This is a genomic window from Cupriavidus sp. C3SS-1 (assembly GCF_057073755.1).
In genome coordinates this window covers 2,863,196-2,884,321 of sequence record NZ_CP172699.1, presented here as the reverse complement: position 1 = coordinate 2,884,321, position 21,126 = coordinate 2,863,196, and the positions used below count along the sequence as shown (strand labels likewise).

The 21,126-nt window shown below is 60.9% G+C and carries 16 protein-coding genes; 8 read left to right on the top strand and 8 right to left on the bottom strand.

The window, feature by feature from the left end; translation table 11 throughout:
- The first annotated feature begins 70 nt into the window (after positions 1-70).
- The 4 genes from ACIGJC_RS13390 (at position 71) to ACIGJC_RS13375 (ending at position 6,336) form a co-directional block, all read left to right on the top strand.
- Complete coding sequence (locus tag ACIGJC_RS13390) at positions 71-3,010, top strand: ribonucleoside-diphosphate reductase subunit alpha (protein WP_483709378.1); 2,940 nt, start codon at positions 71-73, stop codon at positions 3,008-3,010.
- A gap of 160 nt (positions 3,011-3,170) precedes the next feature.
- A complete protein-coding gene (locus ACIGJC_RS13385; protein WP_116318196.1) occupies positions 3,171-4,358 on the top strand; it encodes a ribonucleotide-diphosphate reductase subunit beta in 1,188 nt (395 codons plus the stop codon).
- Positions 4,359-4,655: 297 nt separating this feature from the next.
- Complete coding sequence (locus ACIGJC_RS13380; RefSeq protein WP_483709377.1) at positions 4,656-5,699, top strand: phosphoribosyltransferase-like anti-phage protein; 1,044 nt, start codon at positions 4,656-4,658, stop codon at positions 5,697-5,699.
- A complete protein-coding gene (locus tag ACIGJC_RS13375; RefSeq protein ID WP_483709376.1) occupies positions 5,680-6,336 on the top strand; it encodes an NADAR family anti-phage protein in 657 nt (218 codons plus the stop codon). The genes ACIGJC_RS13380 and ACIGJC_RS13375 overlap by 20 nt, the downstream gene beginning before the upstream one ends.
- Positions 6,337-6,559: 223 nt before the next feature.
- On the opposite strand, the gene ACIGJC_RS13370 is transcribed toward ACIGJC_RS13375, so the two are convergent.
- Positions 6,560-6,775, bottom strand: coding sequence for a SymE family type I addiction module toxin (locus ACIGJC_RS13370; protein ID WP_483709374.1), 216 nt, complete (start codon positions 6,773-6,775; stop codon positions 6,560-6,562).
- A 353-nt stretch (positions 6,776-7,128) separates the two neighbouring features.
- Between ACIGJC_RS13370 and ACIGJC_RS13365 the strand changes: the two genes are divergently transcribed.
- A complete protein-coding gene (locus tag ACIGJC_RS13365; RefSeq protein ID WP_483709373.1) occupies positions 7,129-7,788 on the top strand; it encodes a hypothetical protein in 660 nt (219 codons plus the stop codon).
- A gap of 63 nt (positions 7,789-7,851) precedes the next feature.
- Here the strand turns inward: ACIGJC_RS13365 and ACIGJC_RS13360 are convergent, their stop codons facing one another.
- The 3 genes from ACIGJC_RS13360 to ACIGJC_RS13350 form a co-directional block, all read right to left on the bottom strand.
- Positions 7,852-9,375, bottom strand: coding sequence for a M81 family metallopeptidase (locus tag ACIGJC_RS13360; RefSeq protein WP_483709372.1), 1,524 nt, complete (start codon positions 9,373-9,375; stop codon positions 7,852-7,854).
- Between the two features lie 327 nt (positions 9,376-9,702).
- Positions 9,703-10,506, bottom strand: a complete 804-nt coding sequence (locus tag ACIGJC_RS13355; protein WP_483711543.1) for an NYN domain-containing protein — start codon at positions 10,504-10,506, stop codon at positions 9,703-9,705.
- Between the two features lie 163 nt (positions 10,507-10,669).
- On the bottom strand, positions 10,670-12,010 hold the full coding sequence (locus tag ACIGJC_RS13350; protein WP_483709371.1) for a D-serine ammonia-lyase: 1,341 nt from the start codon (positions 12,008-12,010) through the stop codon (positions 10,670-10,672).
- Between the two features lie 97 nt (positions 12,011-12,107).
- Here ACIGJC_RS13350 and ACIGJC_RS13345 point away from each other — a divergent pair, with 97 nt between their 5' ends.
- Positions 12,108-13,082: a LysR substrate-binding domain-containing protein gene (locus tag ACIGJC_RS13345; RefSeq protein WP_483711542.1), complete on the top strand. Its 975-nt coding sequence runs from the start codon at positions 12,108-12,110 to the stop codon at positions 13,080-13,082.
- Between the two features lie 132 nt (positions 13,083-13,214).
- Here ACIGJC_RS13345 and ACIGJC_RS13340 read toward each other — a convergent pair whose 3' ends face one another.
- From ACIGJC_RS13340 to ACIGJC_RS13325, 4 genes are all read right to left on the bottom strand, one after another.
- Positions 13,215-14,921: an ATP-binding cassette domain-containing protein gene (locus tag ACIGJC_RS13340; RefSeq protein WP_483709370.1), complete on the bottom strand. Its 1,707-nt coding sequence runs from the start codon at positions 14,919-14,921 to the stop codon at positions 13,215-13,217.
- A 708-nt stretch (positions 14,922-15,629) separates the two neighbouring features.
- Positions 15,630-16,589, bottom strand: a complete 960-nt coding sequence (locus ACIGJC_RS13335) for a tripartite tricarboxylate transporter substrate-binding protein (RefSeq protein ID WP_483711541.1) — start codon at positions 16,587-16,589, stop codon at positions 15,630-15,632.
- Positions 16,590-17,102: 513 nt separating this feature from the next.
- Positions 17,103-17,423 (bottom strand): hydroxyquinol 1,2-dioxygenase, encoded by a 321-nt coding sequence (locus tag ACIGJC_RS13330; RefSeq protein WP_483709369.1) that lies wholly within the window; start codon positions 17,421-17,423, stop codon positions 17,103-17,105.
- Between the two features lie 275 nt (positions 17,424-17,698).
- Complete coding sequence (locus tag ACIGJC_RS13325; protein ID WP_483711540.1) at positions 17,699-18,892, bottom strand: patatin-like phospholipase family protein; 1,194 nt, start codon at positions 18,890-18,892, stop codon at positions 17,699-17,701.
- Between the two features lie 504 nt (positions 18,893-19,396).
- Between ACIGJC_RS13325 and dapA the strand changes: the two genes are divergently transcribed.
- The gene (dapA, locus tag ACIGJC_RS13320) at positions 19,397-20,293 is read left to right on the top strand and encodes a 4-hydroxy-tetrahydrodipicolinate synthase (protein ID WP_483709367.1); all 897 of its coding nucleotides are present in this window, start codon (positions 19,397-19,399) and stop codon (positions 20,291-20,293) included.
- Between the two features lie 482 nt (positions 20,294-20,775).
- On the top strand, positions 20,776-20,898 hold the full coding sequence (locus ACIGJC_RS13315) for a hypothetical protein (RefSeq protein ID WP_483709366.1): 123 nt from the start codon (positions 20,776-20,778) through the stop codon (positions 20,896-20,898).
- Positions 20,899-21,126 lie beyond the last annotated feature (228 nt).

Here is a 21,126-nt window from a genome sequence, read left to right as displayed (position 1 = left end):
ACACTTTCGCAGCCCATTTCGCCAGGGACTCTTTTGTCTCTTAAAACAGGCTAAAAAGACAGGAGTTCTTATGCAGACGGCCCAGAACGAAATCACCACGGGCGCAGCGGGCGCCGCCGGTATTGCAGGTACCGAGCAACAAGCCTCCGCCACCCAAGCCGGCACGACGAACTACCAGGATTACAAGATCATCCGCCGCAACGGCGCCGTGGTGGCGTTCGAGCCGTCCAAGATCAACGTCGCCATGACCAAGGCCTTCCTCGCCGTGAACGGCGGGCAGGGCGCGGCTTCCGCACGCGTGCGCGAGATCGTCGAGCAACTGACGCACGCCGTCGTGCGCGCGCTGGTGCGCAGCCGCCCGAGCGGTGGCGCGATCCATATCGAAGACGTGCAGGACCACGTCGAACTGGCCCTGATGCGCTCGGGCGAGCATGAAGTGGCCCGTTCCTACGTGCTGTACCGCGAAAAGCGCGCCCAGGAGCGCGCCAGCGCCAGCGCGCAGGCCGTGGCCCGCGTGCAGGAATCCGGCATCCAGTTCAACGTGACCGACGGCGGCGTGAGCAAGCCGCTGGACATCGTTGCCCTGCACGCGCTGCTCGACAACGCCTGCGCCGGCCTGGGCAAGGCCGTCAGCGCCGAGCCGATCCTCAAGGAAACGCTGAAGAACCTGTACGAAGGCGTGCCGATGACGCAGGTGTACGACTCCGCCATCCTGGCCGCGCGTACCCTGATCGAAAAGGACCCGGACTACAGCCAGGTCACCGCCCGTATCCTGCTGCACACCATCCGCAAGGAAATCCTGGGTGCCGAAGTGACGCAGGCCGAGATGACCACGCGTTATGCCGAGTACTTCCCCAAGTTCATCGCGCGCGGTATCGCCGCCGAGCTGCTGGACGAGAAGCTGGCCACCTTCGACCTGGCCCGCCTGGGCGCCGCGCTGGACGCCGGCCGCGACTTCCAGTTCAACTACCTGGGCCTGCAGACGCTGTATGACCGCTACTTCCTGCACATCGACGAGACTCGCATCGAGATGCCGCAGGCATTCTTCATGCGTGTCGCCATGGGCCTGGCCCTCAACGAAGCCGACCGCGAAGCGCGCGCCATCGAGTTCTACCAGCTGCTGTCGTCGTTCGACTTCATGTCGTCCACGCCGACCCTGTTCAACTCGGGCACCCAGCGCTCGCAGCTGTCGTCGTGCTACCTGACCACGGTCTCGGACGACCTGGAAGGCATCTACGAAGCCCTGAAGGAAAACGCGCTGCTGTCCAAGTTCGCCGGCGGCCTGGGCAATGACTGGACCAACGTGCGCGCCCTGGGCTCGCACATCAAGGGCACCAACGGCAAGTCGCAAGGCGTGGTCCCGTTCCTGAAGGTGGTGAACGACACCGCCGTGGCCGTGAACCAGGGTGGCAAGCGCAAGGGCGCCGTCTGCGCCTACCTGGAGACGTGGCACCTGGACATCGAAGAATTCCTGGAGCTGCGCAAGAACACCGGCGACGACCGCCGCCGCACCCACGACATGAACACGGCCAACTGGATCCCGGACCTGTTCATGAAGCGCGTGATGGAAAACGCCGAATGGACGCTGTTTTCGCCGTCCACCTGCCCGGACCTGCACGACAAGGTCGGCAAGGCATTCGAGCAGGCCTACCTCGGCTACGAAGCCAAGGCTGCCAACGGCGAACTGAAGCTGTTCAAGAAGGTTCCGGCCATGCAGCTCTGGCGCAAGATGCTGGGCATGCTGTTCGAAACCGGCCACCCGTGGATCACCTTCAAGGATCCTTGCAACATCCGCAGCCCGCAGCAGCACGTCGGCGTCGTCCACAGCTCCAACCTGTGCACGGAAATCACGCTGAATACGAACGACAGCGAAATCGCCGTGTGCAACCTGGGTTCGGTGAACCTGGTGGCCCACCTGGCCAAGCAGGCTGACGGCTCGTACGTGCTCGACCACGCCAAGCTGCAGAAGACCATCCGCACCGCCATGCGGATGCTCGACAACGTCATCGACATCAACTACTACGCTGTCGAGAAGGCCCGCAACTCCAACCTGCGCCACCGTCCGGTCGGCATGGGCATCATGGGCTTCCAGGACTGCCTGCACGTGCTGCGTACGCCGTACGCCAGCGACGCCGCGGTGAAGTTCGCCGACACCTCGATGGAAGCCGTGTGCTACTACGCCTACCAGGCCTCCACCGAGCTGGCCGAAGAGCGTGGCCGCTACGAGACCTACACCGGCTCGCTGTGGGACCGCGGCATCCTGCCGCAGGACTCGCTCAAGCTGCTGGCCGAAGAGCGCGGCGGCTACCTGGACGTGGACCTGTCCAGCAGCATGGACTGGGACAGCCTGCGCGCGCGCATCAAGCAGCACGGCATGCGCAACTCGAACTGCATCGCGATCGCGCCGACCGCCACGATCTCGAACATCATCGGCGTGTCCGCCTGCATCGAGCCGACGTTCCAGAACCTGTACGTCAAGTCCAACCTGTCGGGCGAGTTCACCGTGGTCAATGACTACCTGGTGCGCGACCTGAAGGAGCGCGGCCTGTGGGACGAAGTGATGGTTGCCGACCTGAAGTACTTCGACGGCTCGCTGTCGCGCATCGACCGCATTCCGCAAGACCTGCGCGACATCTACGCCACCGCGTTCGAAGTCGAGCCGACCTGGCTGGTGGAAGCCGCCAGCCGCCGCCAGAAGTGGATCGACCAGGCCCAGTCCCTGAACATCTACATGGCCGGCGCCTCGGGCAAGAAGCTGGACGACACCTACAAGCTGGCCTGGCTGCGCGGCCTGAAGACCACGTACTACCTGCGCACCATGGCGGCCACGCACGTGGAGAAGTCCACCGTGTCGCGCGGCTCGCTGAACGCGGTGTCGTCGGGCAGCGACAGCGGCTCCGGCCTGGACGCGGCGGCCGCATCGGCCCCGGCCATGCCGGAAGCCGAAGGCGCGGTTTGCACGATGCGCCCGGGTGACCCTGGGTTTGAAGAGTGCGAAGCCTGCCAGTAATCAGGCAGTCACGACATAACGCAGTAACCAACCACCCCCGGGGTTTGCACCCCTCTCCCGCAAGCGGGAGAGGGGCCGGGGGAGAGGGCCGGCGCCACCACAACGTGAGCCGTCATTTCTGACCACCGCGCCCCCCAATCGAATCACGGAGAACAACATCATGCTGAGCTGGGACGACGACGTTCAAGCCACCCCGCAGGCCGCACCGCAGCCTGCCCTGCAACCCGCTGCATCGGCTGCCACCGCTGACCAGCAAGGCGTGCTGCCGTCGAGCGCCACGCAAGCCGGCATCCTGGGCAACAACCCCAACGCCGCCGCCGCGCAGAGCAACCGCCGCGTCAACGCCGCCGACAAGCGCGTGATCAACGGCTCGACCGACGTCAACCAGCTCGTCCCGTTCAAGTACAAGTGGGCGTGGGAAAAGTACCTGGCCGGCTGCGCCAACCACTGGATGCCGCAGGAAATCAACATGTCCCGCGACATCGCCACGTGGAAAGACCCCAACGGCCTGACCGAAGATGAGCGCCGCATCATCAAGCGCAACCTCGGTTTCTTCGTCACCGCCGACTCGCTGGCCGCCAACAACATCGTGCTGGGCACCTACCGCCAGATCACCGCGCCGGAATGCCGCCAGTACCTGCTGCGCCAGGCCTTTGAAGAGGCCATCCACACGCATGCCTACCAGTACATCGTTGAATCGCTGGGCCTGAACGAAGCCGAGATCTTCAACGCGTACCACGAAGTGCAGTCGATCCGCGACAAGGACGAGTTCCTGATCCCGTTCATCGACACGCTGACCGACCCGTCGTTCAAGACCGGCACGCCGGAAAACGACCAGAAGCTGCTGAAGTCGCTGATCGTGTTCGCCTGCATCATGGAAGGGCTGTTCTTCTATGTGGGCTTCACGCAGATCCTGGCGATGGGGCGGCAGAACAAGATGACTGGGGCGGCGGAGCAGTATCAGTACATCTTGCGGGATGAGTCGCTGCACTGCAATTTTGGGATTGACTTGATTAATCAGATCAAGCTGGAGAATCCGCATCTGTGGACGGCGGAGTTCAAGGCTGAGATCACCGAACTGTTCAAGAAGGCGGTGGATCTGGAGTATCGCTATGCTGAGGACACCATGCCGCGTGGCGTGCTGGGTCTGAATGCGCCGATGTTCAAGTCTTACCTGCGGTTCATCTGCAATCGTCGTTGCCAGCAGATTGGGCTGGATCAGCTGTTCCCGAATGAGGAGAACCCGTTCCCGTGGATGTCTGAGATGATTGACTTGAAGAAGGAGAGGAACTTCTTTGAGACTCGGGTTATTGAGTATCAGACGGGTGGGGCGTTGAGCTGGGATTGAGTTTTTTATTTTTTAATAGTGATGCAAAATGGGAGCTGATGGCTCCCATTTTTTATGGCCCGCTGATATGAAAAACGGCTGTTACCGGCCAGAAGCAGCCGGCCAGTACTACTTGCTTCAGCATTAGCGGACTCTCATGACATGGATATACAATGGCTCCTATCGGCCAGAAGAGGTCGTTAAATACGTTGCTCCGAAGCAGACAACGGCTATCCCACGAGACATGCTGTCAGAGCTTTAGAGTCCGGCATTCGGGAAAACGCGAGTCCCTTTGATTGATTGGCTGGAGAAAACTAGATGAGTGAACGTGATGACCTGCTTGCTTCCGTCGCGAGCGAGATCAGGACCTATCGAAAAGGGGACCTTCCCGAACCGACGCCGGAGCACGTCGACCGTTGGCTTCATCAGTTCACGCCTGCTCACCAGTTGCCGTTCCTGCGCGAGTTTGACCACGTCATCAAGCGGACCTTCATCACTCGGAAGAATGTGAAGGACTTCCTGCGTCACCTCGTTACCAACCAAAAACTGGCCGGGGATGATCCTACGGAGTATTGGTCGTCCGCGAACTTCTTGAGCATCCAGCAGAACGGGCAGAGCCAGAAGGAGATGCTGAAGCTCTTCTCGAAGTGCCTTGAAGACGAGTGTGGCCTTGACTTGGATGATTGCGGAGAAGATGGCGGCGACTTCATCTACCTTGATGACGTGATGTTCAGCGGCAACAGGGTAGGCAATGATCTTGAGCCGTGGATCGTCAACGATGCGCCGCAGTCGGCCACGGTTCACGTCATAGTCGCGGCTTACCACACACTGGGTCAGTTTCTCGTCGAGCGGAAACTCAACGGAGTGATAGCGAATTCCGGCAAGAAGATCGCTATTAAATACTGGCGAGCGCTCACGGTCGAGAATCAGAAGGCGCATAAGAACAGTTCAGAAGTGCTTTGGCCCACGGCAGTCCCGAACGTCGCCGAGGTTCAGGCCTACATGGCGCTGCCGTCGAGATTCCCCTTTGAGCCGCGTCAACCAAGTGCGAAGCCTATTGCGCCATTCTCGTCGGAGGCGGGGCGTCAGATCTTAGAGAGCGAGTTTCTCATCGCCGGCGCCAAGATCCGGGCCATGTGTGAGAACCCGAAGCAATCCATCCGCCCCCTAGGCTTCAGCCCGTTCGGCGTGGGCTTCGGCTCAATGATTGCCACGTATCGGAATTGTCCGAACAACTGCCCGCTTGCCATGTGGTGGGGAGACCCTGAGTCGACTTTGGGAGCCCTGCACTGGTATCCGTTACTACAGCGGGAAACCTACTCGTCCGCGGGAAACATCTTCGATGACCTTGCGGCGCTCTAACACCGATCCGGCCGAGAATCGCCTGCTGCGGACCTATGTTCGCAGTGAGGTGGTCGTCGTCTTCAAGACGAAGGAAGACTTCGGCGGCCTGTCGAACATGGCGTCGGGTTACCCGCTACAGATCAACGGCGTCCGCATCTTGACGACAGAGGCTCTGTATCAGGCGTGCCGTTTCCCCCACCTACCAGAGGTCCAACGGGAAATCATCGGGCAGCACAGCCCGATGACCGCCAAGATGAAGAGCAAACCGTATCGTAAGGACTCAAGGTCAGACTGGGATGAGGTCCGGTACAAGGTCATGCGCTGGTGCCTGCGCGTGAAGCTTGCGCAGAACTACGAGGAGTTCGCTCGGCTGCTGCTCGCCACGCGCGATCGGCCGATCGTCGAGCAGTCGCGTAAGGATGACTATTGGGGCGCCAAATTGGCGGATGAAGCCGGCGATATATTGGTCGGACAGAACGTCCTAGGCAGGCTTCTGATGGAGTTGCGGGAGAAACTCAAGGAAGACACGGGAGGTGCGCTGAAGACTGTGCACCCGCTCGGCATCCCCGACTTCCTGCTGTTGGGCAAGCCAATCGAGACTGTCACGGCCAGAGACTCAGGCGGCGGTCAGAAGCGACAGCCCGCGCTATTTTAGCCTTGATGCCAGTCCAATAAAGGGACGTAGTGCACGCCTCATGATTTGCGAGTCAGCTTCTCGAAAGCCTGACCGGCCGCAAAGGGCATAGATCCGGGAGTTCTCGAGACAAGTGGTGAGCTTCCGCTTCGGCCGAAGACCAGCCGCTGGTAGGGACCAGATTAACTGTCAGCTTTGGGACGGTAGGGACCGTCGCCGGCGCCCACCGATTTGACTCTCTACGTTAGCCCACCCAAATAACTATCCGCTGACGCTGAACCTTAACCTTCAGAGATTGACCGACGCTGAATCCTGCCCGCTCCAACCAAACGCCTCGCAACCGAATCCAAGGGATCGTTCGCAGACCTGTGAAGTTGTTGTTGTTTCCTGGAACAACCGGGAAGTGAGTCCGACTAATCTTGATAGTCCGAACTTGCGTGCCAGTGGATCTGATTTTCATGGCGGCTCCTGAGAGAATGACCGCAAGCTGTCCAGGTGCGGTAAGGCCGCTGCGAGAGTGTGTTCAGCACTTGACGGGAGGAAGCCTACATGCAGATTATGGCGACGGCAATTCCCTATAGATGCACGTCCTACGAAGCACTGCTGAGACCTCCTACAAGCCCCATGTGACATGCTTAATTCGATGTGTTTTTATGTGCTACCTGAAATTACTATCGGGAAATCATGCCAAGGCGATTGACAAAAAATCGACTGCGATCGATAGAAAAGACGAAAGAGGGCCAACAAGCTACGTTCACACATCGTGTTGATGTATGGCTAACTCGCGGTGCAGCCATAGCACAAATAGCCGGTGTGGCAATCGCATTGTTTGGCATCTTCTACACGGTTATCCCTCTCTACCAGAAGGCTGCAGTAGATGAGCAACTCGCCAGGAAGGAGGCAGAGCTCAAGGACGTCGAGGCGAAGCTGGTTGTTGCACGCATTGAAGCATATCGGCTTCGCCGAGAGCAGTTCTTGCGACCTGTCGTATTCGAGGTTGCGGAAGATTGTACAGGCTTGCGAAAATCGCTCATGCAGCCGGAATTGCCGCAGAAAGATGAGGCGCGTAGTCGCCAAATAAGTCTCGACATCAATATTGAAGATTGTGTGACTCGGACAATCGATCGCGCTATTGCGAAACAAGTGCTGACAGAAGCGGACGGGAGGAAGTTGCGTGAGCAGGGATTGCGTGTAGCAAAGAAATTGGAGGAAAAGCGAAAGAAAATCGCAGCGTTTATTTTCAGCCTCCCGAGATTGGCAGAAGATGATCCATCCCTGTTGGCGCCAGACGGCTATTTCGCTAATGAGATGGATAGGATAATCGGGCCGTATATCAATCGAAGTCCGGAGTTCGAAAGAAGACGATTCGCCTCTAGGGTTTATTCGACACAAAACCGTGCGGCAATCGAATATCGTTTGGAGGCGGCGAAACAGTTGCGAGAGTCACTATCGCCAAATCAATGGGCAGATTAGAAGAAAGAGGAGCGGATCTATTTTAAGATCACGGTCGGAAATAGATCTGTCCCCCTTTCCTCGCTATGCGACATCGGCACCACCATCGAACTGCACCTTGTCCGACAAAGGCCAAAACTCCCCGGAAAGCCTTTCGCGCGGAAACGACGCAATCGCAGCCGTACTCAAGCCCTCACTGTCGACAGAAATGATCTGCTTAGCCACCGTCCGATACCCAGCACGGAAGTGGTTGGCCCCCTTGATCGCAACGATCTTGTACCCGGTAACATCCAGCCCGTGCATCGCAAACGGCTCGACATCAAAGATCTGCTCGGCACGCGAAGCCACGATGACATCGACACCATTGATGATGAGGCGACACATAGCACCCAGGTCGAAGCGAACGCCTTCGAACATCGCCCCAGGGCGATTCACGAACCGACCGTCCGTGATGCACTTCACATAGGCATCCGCCTCGATCGGCGCGCCCTGGAAGCGTCCTTGCTTGCCGCCCAGCGAGACCCTGATCGTGGCCCCGACACCCGCGCGCTGTGCATGTGCAACCACGGCCGCATCGTTGATCGACGCGAAGCAGCACGTGCCGGCGGGCGGATTGGCGTCCAGTAACGCGCGAAGCAGATGCGTGCCGTCTCCGGGTGTGCCGCCGCCCGGGTTGTCTGCGTACTCGTTGACAACGACAGGCCCCTCTGCCGCCGACAGGGCAAGGGCGACGCCCTGTGCGGGGGTCGGAAACGTCGGACGGAACGCCTCGCGATGCGACCAGATCCATTGCGCGACTTCGTCGACGCAACGCTGCGCAAGCGCGGCGTCTCCGGTTGTGGTGCACACGACCGCCGGGCAGGGGGCCGCGATATCCGCGTAGGGGAAACCGTGGAACCACGAGCAGTCGATGACGCCGGGCTGTGCGGCCAGCTTCCGGCAAACGTCGTTGACTTCCGCCGGGATGAACCCGTCTTGTGTCGTCACGATGTACGGCAGCATCGGCAGGCGTCGCATTGCGGTGACCGGTGTGAGCCCGCCCCGAATCATCTCAAGCAGCAGCTCGACGGCTTCGACGCCCCGGTCATGGAAGTCGGTATGCGGATACAGCTTGCACGGCAACGTCAGGTCGCAAGCGTCGCGCATCGCGTCCGTCATGTTGCCGTGCAAATCGTAGACCGCGGCCATCGGGACACGCGGCCCGACCAGCGCACGAACGGCAAGCGCCAGATCGCCTTCGACGTCTTCAGTGCCGTCGGCGACACCGGCGCCATGCAGGGCCAGCAGCACGCCGTCAACCGGCAGCGCAGCGCGAATGCCTTCGAGGATGTCTTGCTTCATGGCGGCATACGCGCCGGCTTCGATCGTGCCCGAGGGCGTCGCCTGCCCGACATAGGTGGGAATGAGCGTGGCGCCGGTCCTGCGCGCGCCTTCGATAAAGCCGCCCACCTGATGATTCGATTTGTCGAACGCCGCGCGGATCTCGTCGCCCCGATACTGCTCGAACGCGCGCAGCGGCGTCATGCCCGCGAATTCGGCGGCGTACGTGTTGGTCTCGTGGATGAGTCCGGCAACGGCCAGGCGGACGGGCAATTGGTCTGAAGTCACGGGAATGCCTCCGGGAGGTAGGTGTTGCGCGCGATCAGCGATTGACCTTCTTTGGATCAAAGCTTAGAGCGAGCAGGGCGCTGGGGACAAGCGCATGGCGCTCTGCCAACTCCGAGACGTGAAGCCTGCGGCAAACCGATTCCCAGCGGCGGATCAAACGAATCGGCTTCATCGGTTCAGCCGTCGAGGTTGCTGCATTTCACCCGGTAGGAGTCGGCATCGTGTGCCCGGCTGAACGGGTTGACAACGACAGGCACGGCCGCCAGCTTCCGCAGCCTGCATTGCACGTCCGACACCATGTGCGGAGCTTCGGATGAGGCTTTCTGGCTAGTTGCCGGTTGCCAACGCAGGCGCGGCAGCGGCGTTCGTGTCGCTCAATCCCATTTCGGCCAGTCCTACGGTGTAATGACCGCCGGTCTCTCTCTTCAGGGCGAGAAGGTCGTAGGTCTTCAGCATGTCCACCAGGCCTGAATGTCCATAGCTGGCGGGCGAGAAGCTGGGATCGGTACGCTTGAGATACTGTCCCAGCGCACCGAGATGCACGCGGCCCTCGGAGGTGTTGGCGGCAAGCAAGCTGATGGCTTCGACCACGAACCTGGGTCGTCGTTTGACTTGAGGTGGCTTTGGAGGAGCTGGCTTCGTCTGGACGGGAGCACCACCGACCGTCTCGGAAACCGCTGCGGGGACCAGTGCCGGTGTCCATTCGAAGAATTGGTCGCTGGCATTGCGCAGCGCTTCCGGCGTTTTAGCCTCTCCAACGATGCAAACCGTCGCGCCACGCTCTCGGAGCTTACGGCAGAGATAGGCAAAATCAGAGTCGCTGGTTACCAGGCAGAATTTGTCAGCCCGGTGATCGAACATGGCTTCCAGCGCATCCAGCGCAAGTGCAATGTCGGCGGTGTTCTTTCCCGCCGCGTATTGATACTGAAGGCAGGGCGTAAAGGCCTGCCGAACCAGCGCTTCCTGCCATGTCTTTCCGAGCGTGCTTTGATTGCCATAGCCGCGCCGGAGTACCACGCGTCCAAACTGGGCCACAACGCGAAGGGCGTAGTCCAGTATGTCCGGTGTCGTGTTATCGCAGTCGACAAGTACTGCAACACGAGATTCGGCAACAAGGGGTGGCGCGCTCATCTGTTCGCTCATCGAGTGACGAAGGGTGACGTCATGATAATGGCAAATCGATACCTGATAGGAGGCTCCGCAATTGGCGGCAGCTTTGTGCGGCGGCAATAGACGTTGTCGATTCCAGAGTCCTCCCGAGGATAGAAGCGCCGTTGGGGCGACGACAACCGGGTCAGGCCGCCTGTCGCATCGCGCCAGACCCATGGCCGCCCAGCGTTGCGGCGTAATCCTGGAACCGCCGAAGCTCCTCAGGCGGAACGAGCGAGCCACCGGTGGACCAGATCACATGCGTGGCGTCGTGCATGTTCAATCCATGATCGCGCACATACGCCTGGCCCTCGGGTGAGCCACGCAGCCAGCCCGGGCCGCCGATGCCGGCCGCCGCTGACGGTTCGACTTCCACGCCCATCGACGTCTTGAGCGCGAGCAACTGAACGTAGAGTTGATCGTCGGGGACGGTGAACACGCCGGCGAGTTGGGAGGCCATCAACGGGCTGACCAGATGGGATGCCTGGCCGACGGCAAGGCCATCGGCGTCGGTCCGGTTATCCAGGCCGATGTCGTAGACGGATACGGGAGTTTGCGCACCTGAGGCCAACTGCACCAGTACGCACGGCGAGGCTACGGGCTCGGCGAAGAAACAGTGCACATGTTCGCCGAACAGTGCCTTGAGCCCGTAAGTGATACCACCGGGCGCACCGCCGACACCGCAGGGCAGATAGACGAAGAGCGGATGCGCGGCATCCACGACGCGGCCGGCTTCGGTCAGTTGGTGCGCCAGGTGACGTGCCGCAGCGGCGTACCCGAAGAAGAGCAGGGCGGAGCGCTCGTCATCCACAAAATGGCAGCGCGGCGCTGCCAGCGCCTGTTCCCGGCCCGCTGCCACGGCTTCTGCGTAGTCGCCTTCATGTTCCACGACGCGTACACCGCGTTTGCGCAGGCGATCCTTCTTCCACGCCTTGGCGTCCGCGGACATATGCACAACCGCATCGAACCCGAGAGCGGCCGCCATCACGCCGATGCTCAGGCCAAGGTTGCCCGTGCTGCCGACCCTCACCGAGTATTGCGAGAACAGCGCGCGCGCTGCCGGCGTCGCCAGCACGCGGCGGTCACCGTCCGGGTCGAGGATGCCGTGTTCGATCGCGATGGATTCGGCAATCGCCAGCACTTCATGAAAGCCGCCGCGAGCCTTGATGGAACCGGCAATCGGTAGTTCGTCGTCACGCTTGATGAACCAAGCGCCCTCGGCGCCGACGTTGCCGACGATCGCATGCTGTAGTCGGGTGGCGGGCATCAGTTGCGATTCGACTTGCCCATGGCTTGAGGCCAGTTCCGGAAACAGCGTCGCCATGAGGGGTTCACACCGTGCAAGAAGCGCCTCGGCCGATGCGATCCCTTCCGTCGATGGGGCGGAAGCCGGCAGGGGTTGCCCCAGCTTCGGATTCAGCCAAAGCAGCGGTTGTCGGGATTGAAGTCTTGCTAATAGGTCGCCAGAGAGCGGCAGAGTGGCCATTACGTCCTTCCAAAGGAATTCCTTATGAGGTGTGATCGTAGGCGCTGCGCTCGTGCAAAAATAGCGATCGTTTCTAACGCAAGCATTAGCCAGGCTAATACGAATGCAGCTCGATTCCTCTGTTCTCGGGGCGCTGCGGTGTTTCGAAGCCGCGGGGCGCCTGCTGAGCTTCACCAAGGCCGCCGAATCGCTGAGCCTCACCCAAAGCGCGGTGAGCCAGCAGATTCGGCATCTGGAAGACCGTCTCGGCTACGTGCTCTTCGTGCGCCAGCCGCGCAACTTGAAGCTGACGCCAAAGGGCGAGGCGCTGTTCGAGACGACGACGCGCGCGCTGCATGACATCCAGCAGACGATTCAGCGACTCGGCCTGCCAAACGCGCCTTTGCAGGTCAATTGCCTGCCATCGTTTGCGCTGCAATGGCTGATGCCGCGTCTGACCGAGTTCCACCGGGAGCAGCCGGATGTGTCCGTGCGCCTGAAAGCCGAGTTCCAGCCGCTGGACAGGCAATCGATGGACGCGGAGGATATTGACGTGGCAGTGCGTTACGACCCGGTCCGCTACAGCCAGTTGCACGCTGACGTCTTGCTGGATGAATACCTGATTCCTGTGGCCACGCCCGAGTACCTCGCCCGGCATCCCGGGTTAGCTGATGGAGCGTCGCTCGACGGTGTCATGTTGCTGCATGACGCATCGCCATGGGTCGGCGCAGCCGAGTTCGTGGAATGGCGCACATGGCTTGAGGCGTTTCACCCGGCATGGATTGCGCATCTGGAGGGGCCGCAGTTCAATCTGTCGAGTCTTGCCATCAGCGCGGCGTTGAACCACCAGGGGGTGGCGATGGGGCGTACGGCCTTGGTCTATGACGAGATCAGGAGCGGACGGCTGGTGAACGTCTTCGGCAAGCACGTACGCGCGCCGGCGCGCTACATGCTGCTTTCTCGGAACGCTGAGGATCGGCGCGTGACTATTTTCTCTACGTGGCTCAAGGCAGAGTGCGCGCGATTCGATGCTGCGCGAATGGAGTTGCTTTCGCTGGACGGGGTGCCGGCAAAAGCCGGGCAGGGGCGTTGATTCGATAGCCCATCGATCCGACGCCGCAACTGAAGCGTGGGTGGCATGGTCGAGCCGCCAAAACGCTGTGCCGTCAGGTCGCATACCAGTAGAAGGGGCAACTGCCTGGCATGGCACGCTGCAGATCGCTGGTCACCCCGCGGCGTTCGCAACGCACGGGGAATGCTCTTGGACGCTGCCGTTCGCGACACGATATACGCGATCTGCTTCCTGGACCAGCGCATGGCGATGCGTAATCACGATTAGCGTTGGTACCCGTTGCCGGACACGGGCAAAAACTCGCGCCTCGCGTTCCGGGTCGAGCGATGACGTGGGCTCATCCAGAATGATGACCGCTGGGCGGCGCGCGAGCGCACGGCCCAGCGCAACACGCTGGCGTTCTCCCCCTGATAGGGCCCTGCCTTGAATGCCCAGTGGGCGATCCAGGATATCGCCGATTCCTTCTGCGGCGATCTCATGCAGTTCGAGCAAGGCAATGAGTTGATGCAGTGCGTGGTCTGACGGCGGATTGTCGCAGCCGTAGGTCAGATTCGCCCTGAGCGAGCCGGTGAGGATCATCGGCGCTTGAGGTGCGACAGCGACTTCGCGCGCGATATCGCTGATGGACAGCTTGCTGACGTCCGCGCCAAAGAGGTAGACCGTGCCAGCCGCGGGTCGGGCGAGTCCGAGCATCAAGTGGACCAGGCTCGATTTGCCTGCGCCCGATGGCCCAGTGAGCGCGACAAACTCTCCCCGCCTGATGGTGATGTTCACGCCCTGCAAAAGCTGCTTGTCCCCTTGTGCGATAACTGCGTGCTCGATGCGACAGACCTCGTTCGCAGTTCGGTCGATCTGCGCGTTGGATTCGCTGCGCTCGATTGGCAGCTCCAGAAGTCCGAAACTCTCGCGCAGCGCGAGATGGTTGCGGCGCAGATCGGACAACGACCCCGCAAGGTTAGTGAAAGGCATTGCTAGCGTCACGATGTAGCTAACAATCATGACGAAATCGCCTGCGCGGAATTCCGAATGGGTAACACCATACGCGGTCGTCACCGTGAAGAGGGTGAGCAACATGCCGGTGCAGATGGATTGGGCCGCGAGCAGAAGCGCGAGGTGGGTGTTTCCGCTGGTCACTTTACCGATATAGACATCGAGCATGCGGTGCAACGCGGCGTCTTCTCTCAGGTACGCGTTGTTGACTTTGATGTCCAGCATGAATCCGAGCTTTTCAACGAGATGGCTCGACAGCATGTCGGCACCGCTGAAAATCTCTTCGTGGGCGCTCTTGCTTTTGTCCGCCAGGAACCATGTCGCGGCAAAGAGAAGCAACATGGATATGGCAAATCCAAGAGCGAACGCGCCGCCGGTCAGTTGCCACAGAACGACGCTGGACATTATCAACTGGAGAGCAGTCGGGGCTATTGCCCAAAACACCGCAAACGTGATTGCACTGAAAGCCGCGCGACTTCGAGCGATGACTGAAACCAGCTTGCCCGGATCTTCTGCCGCCAGGCGTTGGTAGTCAACCCTGATGAGTCTGGCAAAGATGGCGTTATGGAATGCGGCATCACATCTTGCAAGAATGGCCGCGGAAAGTATGGCTTTCAGCCAATCGAATGCGCGACCAGCAGTCCAGGCGAGTCCGTAGGCGGCTGCCAGAAGCACCGGCGAGCCTGTAGCGCTATGTGTGGCGTCTACAGATAGAGCATTGGTTGCCTCACGCAAGAGGTAGGGAACTAGCGTAGACAATGCCGCAGCCAGCGTTACGAATAAAGTTGCTCCGCAGAAGTGGACTGGCAAGGCTGGATATCTTCTGACCGTGATTCGGTAGGCGAGGATCCAATCCTTTAACAAGTCCATAAGTAACCTCATCGTCATGGCCTCCAGGCCACTACCGTACCCCCTCTGCGGTAACTCGATCCACCAGTGTCTGTAGCCTGCGCAGACAATCCGGCGCCACGATTGAAACGGCCCTCGCCAGTGCCCCGGCCGACCTCGGCGCCTGAGAGTGCGTTACGTGAGCTTGACGCAGCGCAAGAGGCTACAGGATTTGCTTTGGGAAGAATCTCGCTTCCGATTGAGGCCACTTTTGGCTCCGATATGCATGGCAAGTCGCCATCGGAGACATGGAACTAGACGTTGGGTACGGAATCAACCGGGTGAATTCGAAATTGGTCGCGGAAATTTCTGCTGGGCGCTCGGTTCAGTAATACGCCCGAACCGGCGGAAGCGGCGGTAATGGAATTGCAGCGGCGGTGTGCCCATGCAAGGCCTCGCCAACTGCATGACGATCCACGGCGATGGTTTTTGTGTTAGCTCTATTGCGAAATGCTTCCTGAGGGCCGCGGCAAATCGGAAAGGGGCGGAAATGAGCTGGAGATCGGATGTGGGTATGTGCGACGGGGGGATCTGGATCTGGCGCAACATCTCCAGTTCGGTTCGCACTAACGTGCAGTCCGGATCGTAAAGCTTAAAGGCCGTCACCTTCTTCTTATGAATCTGTTATGACGTCACCGAAGAGACCAGCCATCGCATCGAGACTGGTCGCCAGTTTGCACGCGTGCGGAATCAGTCGGCCTCAACTTTCAGGTTGCGCAACAGCGGTTGCCATTTGTCGCTCTCGGCCTTCAGCCAGTGCTGCAGCCCCTGCGGGGTCTGTTTGTCCAACGGGACGATCTGCGCACCCAATTCGGTGAGCTTTGCTACGACTGCCGGGTCCCGCAGTCCCTTCTGTAGCGCCTCCGTGATGCGCTTCGTGATGCTCGGCGACGTGCCTTTCGGCGCATAGATGCCGTGCCAGACCTTGACCTCGAAGCCTTTGAGACCGCCTTCCTGAAGCGTTGGGGCCTGGGGTAGCGCGGCAATCCGTTGCGCCGTGGTGACGCCGAAAAGCTTCACGCGGCCGGCCTTGATCTGCGGTAGCGTGGCAGTCGTCTGATCACATAGCAGGTCGACTTGCCCGCCCAGCAATGCGGTAAGTGCGGGCCCGGCGCCGGGATAGGGAACCGCCGTCATCTTGGTTTGCACCGACTCCTCAAACAGCAGGCCACACAATTGCGACACCGCGCCGAGGCCTGCGTTAGCCAGCGAGACTTTGTCCCGGTTCTGGCGAACATAATGGATCAGTTCCGGCAGCGTCGAGGCGGGTAGGTCTTTACGGCCCATGAGCGTCATGGGCACATCGGCGACTTGCCCGATGTACTCGAAGTCCTTGAGCGGATCGTAGGAGAGCTTTTTGTAAAGCGCGGGCGCTGTGGCCATCCCGTTGTGGTGAATCAGGATGGTGTAGCCGTCGGGCTGGGCGCGGGCAACGTACGCTGCCGCGACCGTACCGCCGGCGCCGACCCGGTTCTCCACGATGACACTTTGACCGAGCTCACGCGTCATGGCAGCGGCGAGCGAGCGAGAGACCACATCAGTGGGGCCGCCGGCGGAGTAAGGAACAACCAGGGTAATCGGCCTGGACGGGTACGCGTCCGTGGCGTGGGCAGTCGATGTCACCATCGCTGTGGTAAGCAGGCCAGACATGAACACACTGGCAATCCTGAGTCCAAGCATCATTGTCTCCATCTTGATTTGCCGGCACGCGAGAAACCGCCAGCGAAAGGTGCGTTGCCCGTACGATGGGAGACGCCGCCTAAAGCGGCAATTCATATTTCCGGAAGTGGACTTTTGTGATGGGCGAATGCTGCGCTGAACAACGGCGACGATGTGCCGGCGGGGAAGCAGCGCAAGAGGCCCATCGTCGGCAGCAGACCGAGGATGTGTCGGAAGTTGAAGCGAGACGTCGAGGATGTTGCACGGGGCGCCTGGCGTCGGTCAGCGCGTGGGGCGCTTAAGGCAGGTGGCGTAGACGGCAGACACGTGGCAGAACCTTCGATAACGAGGGCGATGCCCGCAGTCGGCTTATCGGATGAGATGTCGGAGCGGGGTCGTATGGCAACCGTTTCCTTGAGAACACCGTTATCGCATTGGGCGGTGGCTGGCCGCAGGCATGCGGCCAGCCGCCCCGCTCGGTGCGCTTCTGAACGGAGCAGGTCGTTACGCCAGCGCGCCGTCAAGATAGGGATCGACATTGCGAGCAGGCGCGTCCGAAGGCCACTTCTGATCCAGGCCCGCCACAAAGTGGGCGCCGTCGTAATACGGATCCACATTGCGCGCACCGTCGACATATGGGCTGCGCGGTTCCTGCACCGAGCGGGCGCCTTCGGTGTACGGGTCACGTGCATCGCTGACCGAACGGGCACCATCGGTGAACGGGTCGCGTGCGCCAACGTGCGACAGGCCTGCAGCCTGTGCACCTGCGGCAGCGGCAACCAGGGCGATAGCGAGGACAAGGCGCTTGGTGATGTTGGTAGTCATGATCGATTTCCTTTAGCAATGAGTAGTGTTGAGGTCCGGCGGAGACCGCTTCGTTGCAGCTCGTCGCCTGGCCTTGGAAAGCATTAAAGGAAACCGATGTATCTCGCCTGTAAAGCGTGCGAGCGCCGTTTGTCGGCGCGAGTGTCATCGCCGCGGCGCGATACAGAGCGGTACAAATCCCCACCACGGACCACGCGGCAAACGTGCCGGACATCCCGTCAGAGTGACGAGAGAGTGCGGCTTCGATCGCAACAGGGCGCTTTTGGCTTCAGGCGCTAAGCCCTCCGCGAAGGCGCTTCAACCGCGCCATCCGGCATCTCCGTGCTGATCCGATGCACGGCAATCCCCTCTATCGGATCCAGCGGATCGCGCCACGGGGCACGCTCCAGTGCGCGTTGCGTGTCCTCGTACCCGGCCCTCCAGCGGCGCTCGATCCCGCACGTGGAGAAGTCGATATCGCGGTGCATGTCATTGCCATCGAGTTGCGGCGCGTCGAGCTCGACCACATGCATGGTCGTCCCACACCCCCAGCCGAGCAGTTCCTGCACGTCGGCCTGCACGCGTTCGCTTTCGGGGATGTGCTTGCCCAGTTCGCGGATCACATGCCGCAGGCGGTGGATCTGCCGCTGCCGTTCCAGATGGGATTCCGCCCGGCTGGAGTACTGGATATCCCGCAGCCGGCTCATCACCTGCCAGATGGAATCGGGCTCCGGGCCGCTGGCGGGCCAAAGCTGCACGGCAAAGATCAGCGAGCTGCGGCGCGGGCGGTCATCGAGAATCGCTTCCAGCGGCGTGTTCGAATAGATGCCGCCGTCCCAGTAGGGCTCGCCGTCGACCTGCACGGACGGGAAGCCAGGAGGGAACGCCGCCGAAGCCATCACGTGATCGACGTTCAGCGGCGCGTCGCGGTTGGTGAAGTAGCGCATGCGGCCGCTGCGGACACTGACCGTGCCGACCGTCAGCCTTGTCTGCCTGGCGTTGAGGTAGTCGAAGTCGACCAGCCTCGCCAGAGTCGCGCGTAGCGGCGAAGTGGAGTAGAACGCCGCCCTGGCCAGGCCGACAGTGGCGCGTACGCCCAGCCACCAGGCATCGAGGGTTGGGGTGAAGAACGAGGGAATGCCCCGGGTTGTGACCGACAGTACCCGCAGCCAGTCCTCCATCTGCCGAAGGCCGCCGCTCCCTTCGGCAGCGCCGCGATAGGCAACGCCGTCCCAGAATTGCTTGAGCCGCGAGAGCCGCTGCTCTGGTGGATTGCCGGCGATGATGGCCCCGTTGATCGCCCCGATCGAGGTGCCGATCACCCACTCCGGCTCGAGACCCGCCTCATGCAGGGACTGGTAGACGCCCACCTGATAGGCGCCGAGTGCGCCACCGCCTTGCAGTACCAGCACGACCTGGCCCGGTAGCTCCGCGAACGGCGCTCCGGCATGCGCGGGGCTGGTGCCTGGTGTTTTTGCGTTCTCGCCCATTTGCTCCCCCAGTCTGTCGTGGCACAGGGACGCCAACTGTTCGCCAGTATCGCCCTGCATTTCGAGGCCGGCAATCGCCACCACGAGGTGGCGCGGCGTCGACACTCGATCGCTTGTTTGGCGCTGGCGTCTGGACTTCAATCCGTGGCTTGGGCCAGACCATGGCTCAATATCGTCTTGCTCGACTATTGTGTATTGGATGATGAAACGCCTTCCAGGCTGCGCTTGACGAGATTGCAGAGAAGCAGATAGATTGGCGCAACCATGAGCCGCCGCCTTGCCTCCCTCTCTCTTGATCTCACTGCGAACCAACCGCAGTGGGGCGCGCGCGCCAAATCCAAAAAACAGTCGCTCACCTGACCGGAGCGTGCTGTTCCGTCAGTTGAGCGACGGAACAGCATCAGTGTAGAAGACGGTCTGCCAATTTCCCCCTTACTGTCTTGAGCGCCTCTTGCTCTGTCGCTTGCCTGTGCGGTTTCCGAATCGGTCGATCCGGAGCATGCAATGCAAGAAGTGGAATATCTCTATCGTGGTATCTGGCTACCCCTGGTCACCCCTTTTCGCAACGATGAGGTGGATTACGTCGCACTGCGGCGGCTAGTGGCTTATTACCGCTGCAGCGGCCTGGCGGGATTGGTGGTGTGCGGCAGCACCGGCGAAGCCGCCGCACTCGATGAGGCGGAACAGTTGGCTGTTCTGGATACCGTGCTGGCCGAGGCCGGGGAGTTGCCGGTCATGATGGGCCTGGCTGGCAATAATCTCCGGCATGTGCTGGGCCGCCTGGACAGGATTGGCGAGCGTCCGCTGGCGGGGGTTCTGGCGCCTGCACCGTACTACATAAGACCGTCGCAGGAAGGATTGAAGGCATACTTTCGCGAGCTGGCCGATAGATCCCGGGCACCACTGGTGCTGTATGACATCCCTTACCGCACTGGGGTGACACTGAGCGCCGAAACGCTGCTCTCGCTGGCGAACCACGGCAATATCCGAGGCATCAAGGACTGCGGTGGCAACGCTGAAACCACGCAGGCGTTGATAGCCGATGGCCGCCTGGCTGTCCTTGCGGGAGAGGACCACCAACTGCATGCCACGCTGTGCATGGGCGGGCAGGGCGCCATCGTTGCGTCAGCGCATATTCGGCCTGATCTCTTCTCGGCGTTGTGGCGCGCAGTGGCTGACCAGCGCCTGAGCGTCGCCCGCCAGCTTTTCCATGCCCTTATGCCGCTGATTCGGCTTCTGTTTGCAGAACCTAACCCAGGCCCGGTCAAGACATTGCTGGCCAGGCATGGCTTGCTGTCTGATGAACTGCGTTTGCCGATGACGTCGGCTTCAACCGCGCTCGCCGAGCAATTGGCCATTGCGTGTGAAGCCTTGGATTCGGTTCACGCGAATGCGTTGTAATTGCGCAGGCTAGACGCAGGCGTACGGTCACTGCCGTATGCCTGGCCGCTATTGTGAGCGAGGACTGGGTCCGAATGCCAAGGACCTTCGCCTACGGAGCTGGCGAGAGGTTCGATACTGGGAACTCGACGGCGAAGTGCGACCCCATGCATGTCCGTTTCCCTTCGCCTTATCGATGCGCCAGCCCTGCGATTCCGGGTACCTTAGCGCTTCTTCAACTTCCTTCTGAGGGTGTTGCCAATCCGGATTCATTCCCGGCACCAGTGCATGATGGCCCCAGCTCCCTCTGGCACATGATGGAGATTCTCTTGTGGATGATCGGAAAGGGCTACGAGATTGAGCCGGGCCTCATTGAAACCGCATCCACGACCATGCAAGTCAACCTGGCCAGACGTGCCCGAGATGTGGTTCCGGCGATGGCGCGGCAGTTGCGGGCATTGTTAGCGTAGGGCGGCTCCCGTCAGCCGCCCAAGGCGTCAGCAATGCAGGACGATGTCGATCGCATCAACGCACCCTTCACGCTCCACAAGGGCGAACAGCCGGTTTGGTCTGAAGCCGATATCCCGGACGTGGCCCCATTCCTCAGAACACTGAACGACGGCTAAGCGCCGCACGCGCCGGTGTCGACTCGTTTGCTGCCGAGCGCCTGCCACATCAGGCGGGTATGACGCTCTGACCGATTTTCCTTGCCACCTCCTGCCCGAGGCTGGTGACGCCAAAATTCCGTCATGCCGATGCCGATGCCGATGCCGGGCCACGCGAGCCGACTCGCGCCGCTGTCATCGCCCTGTCATGCCGGCGTTCGACAATGCGCAGCAAAGCAGGGGGCCGAG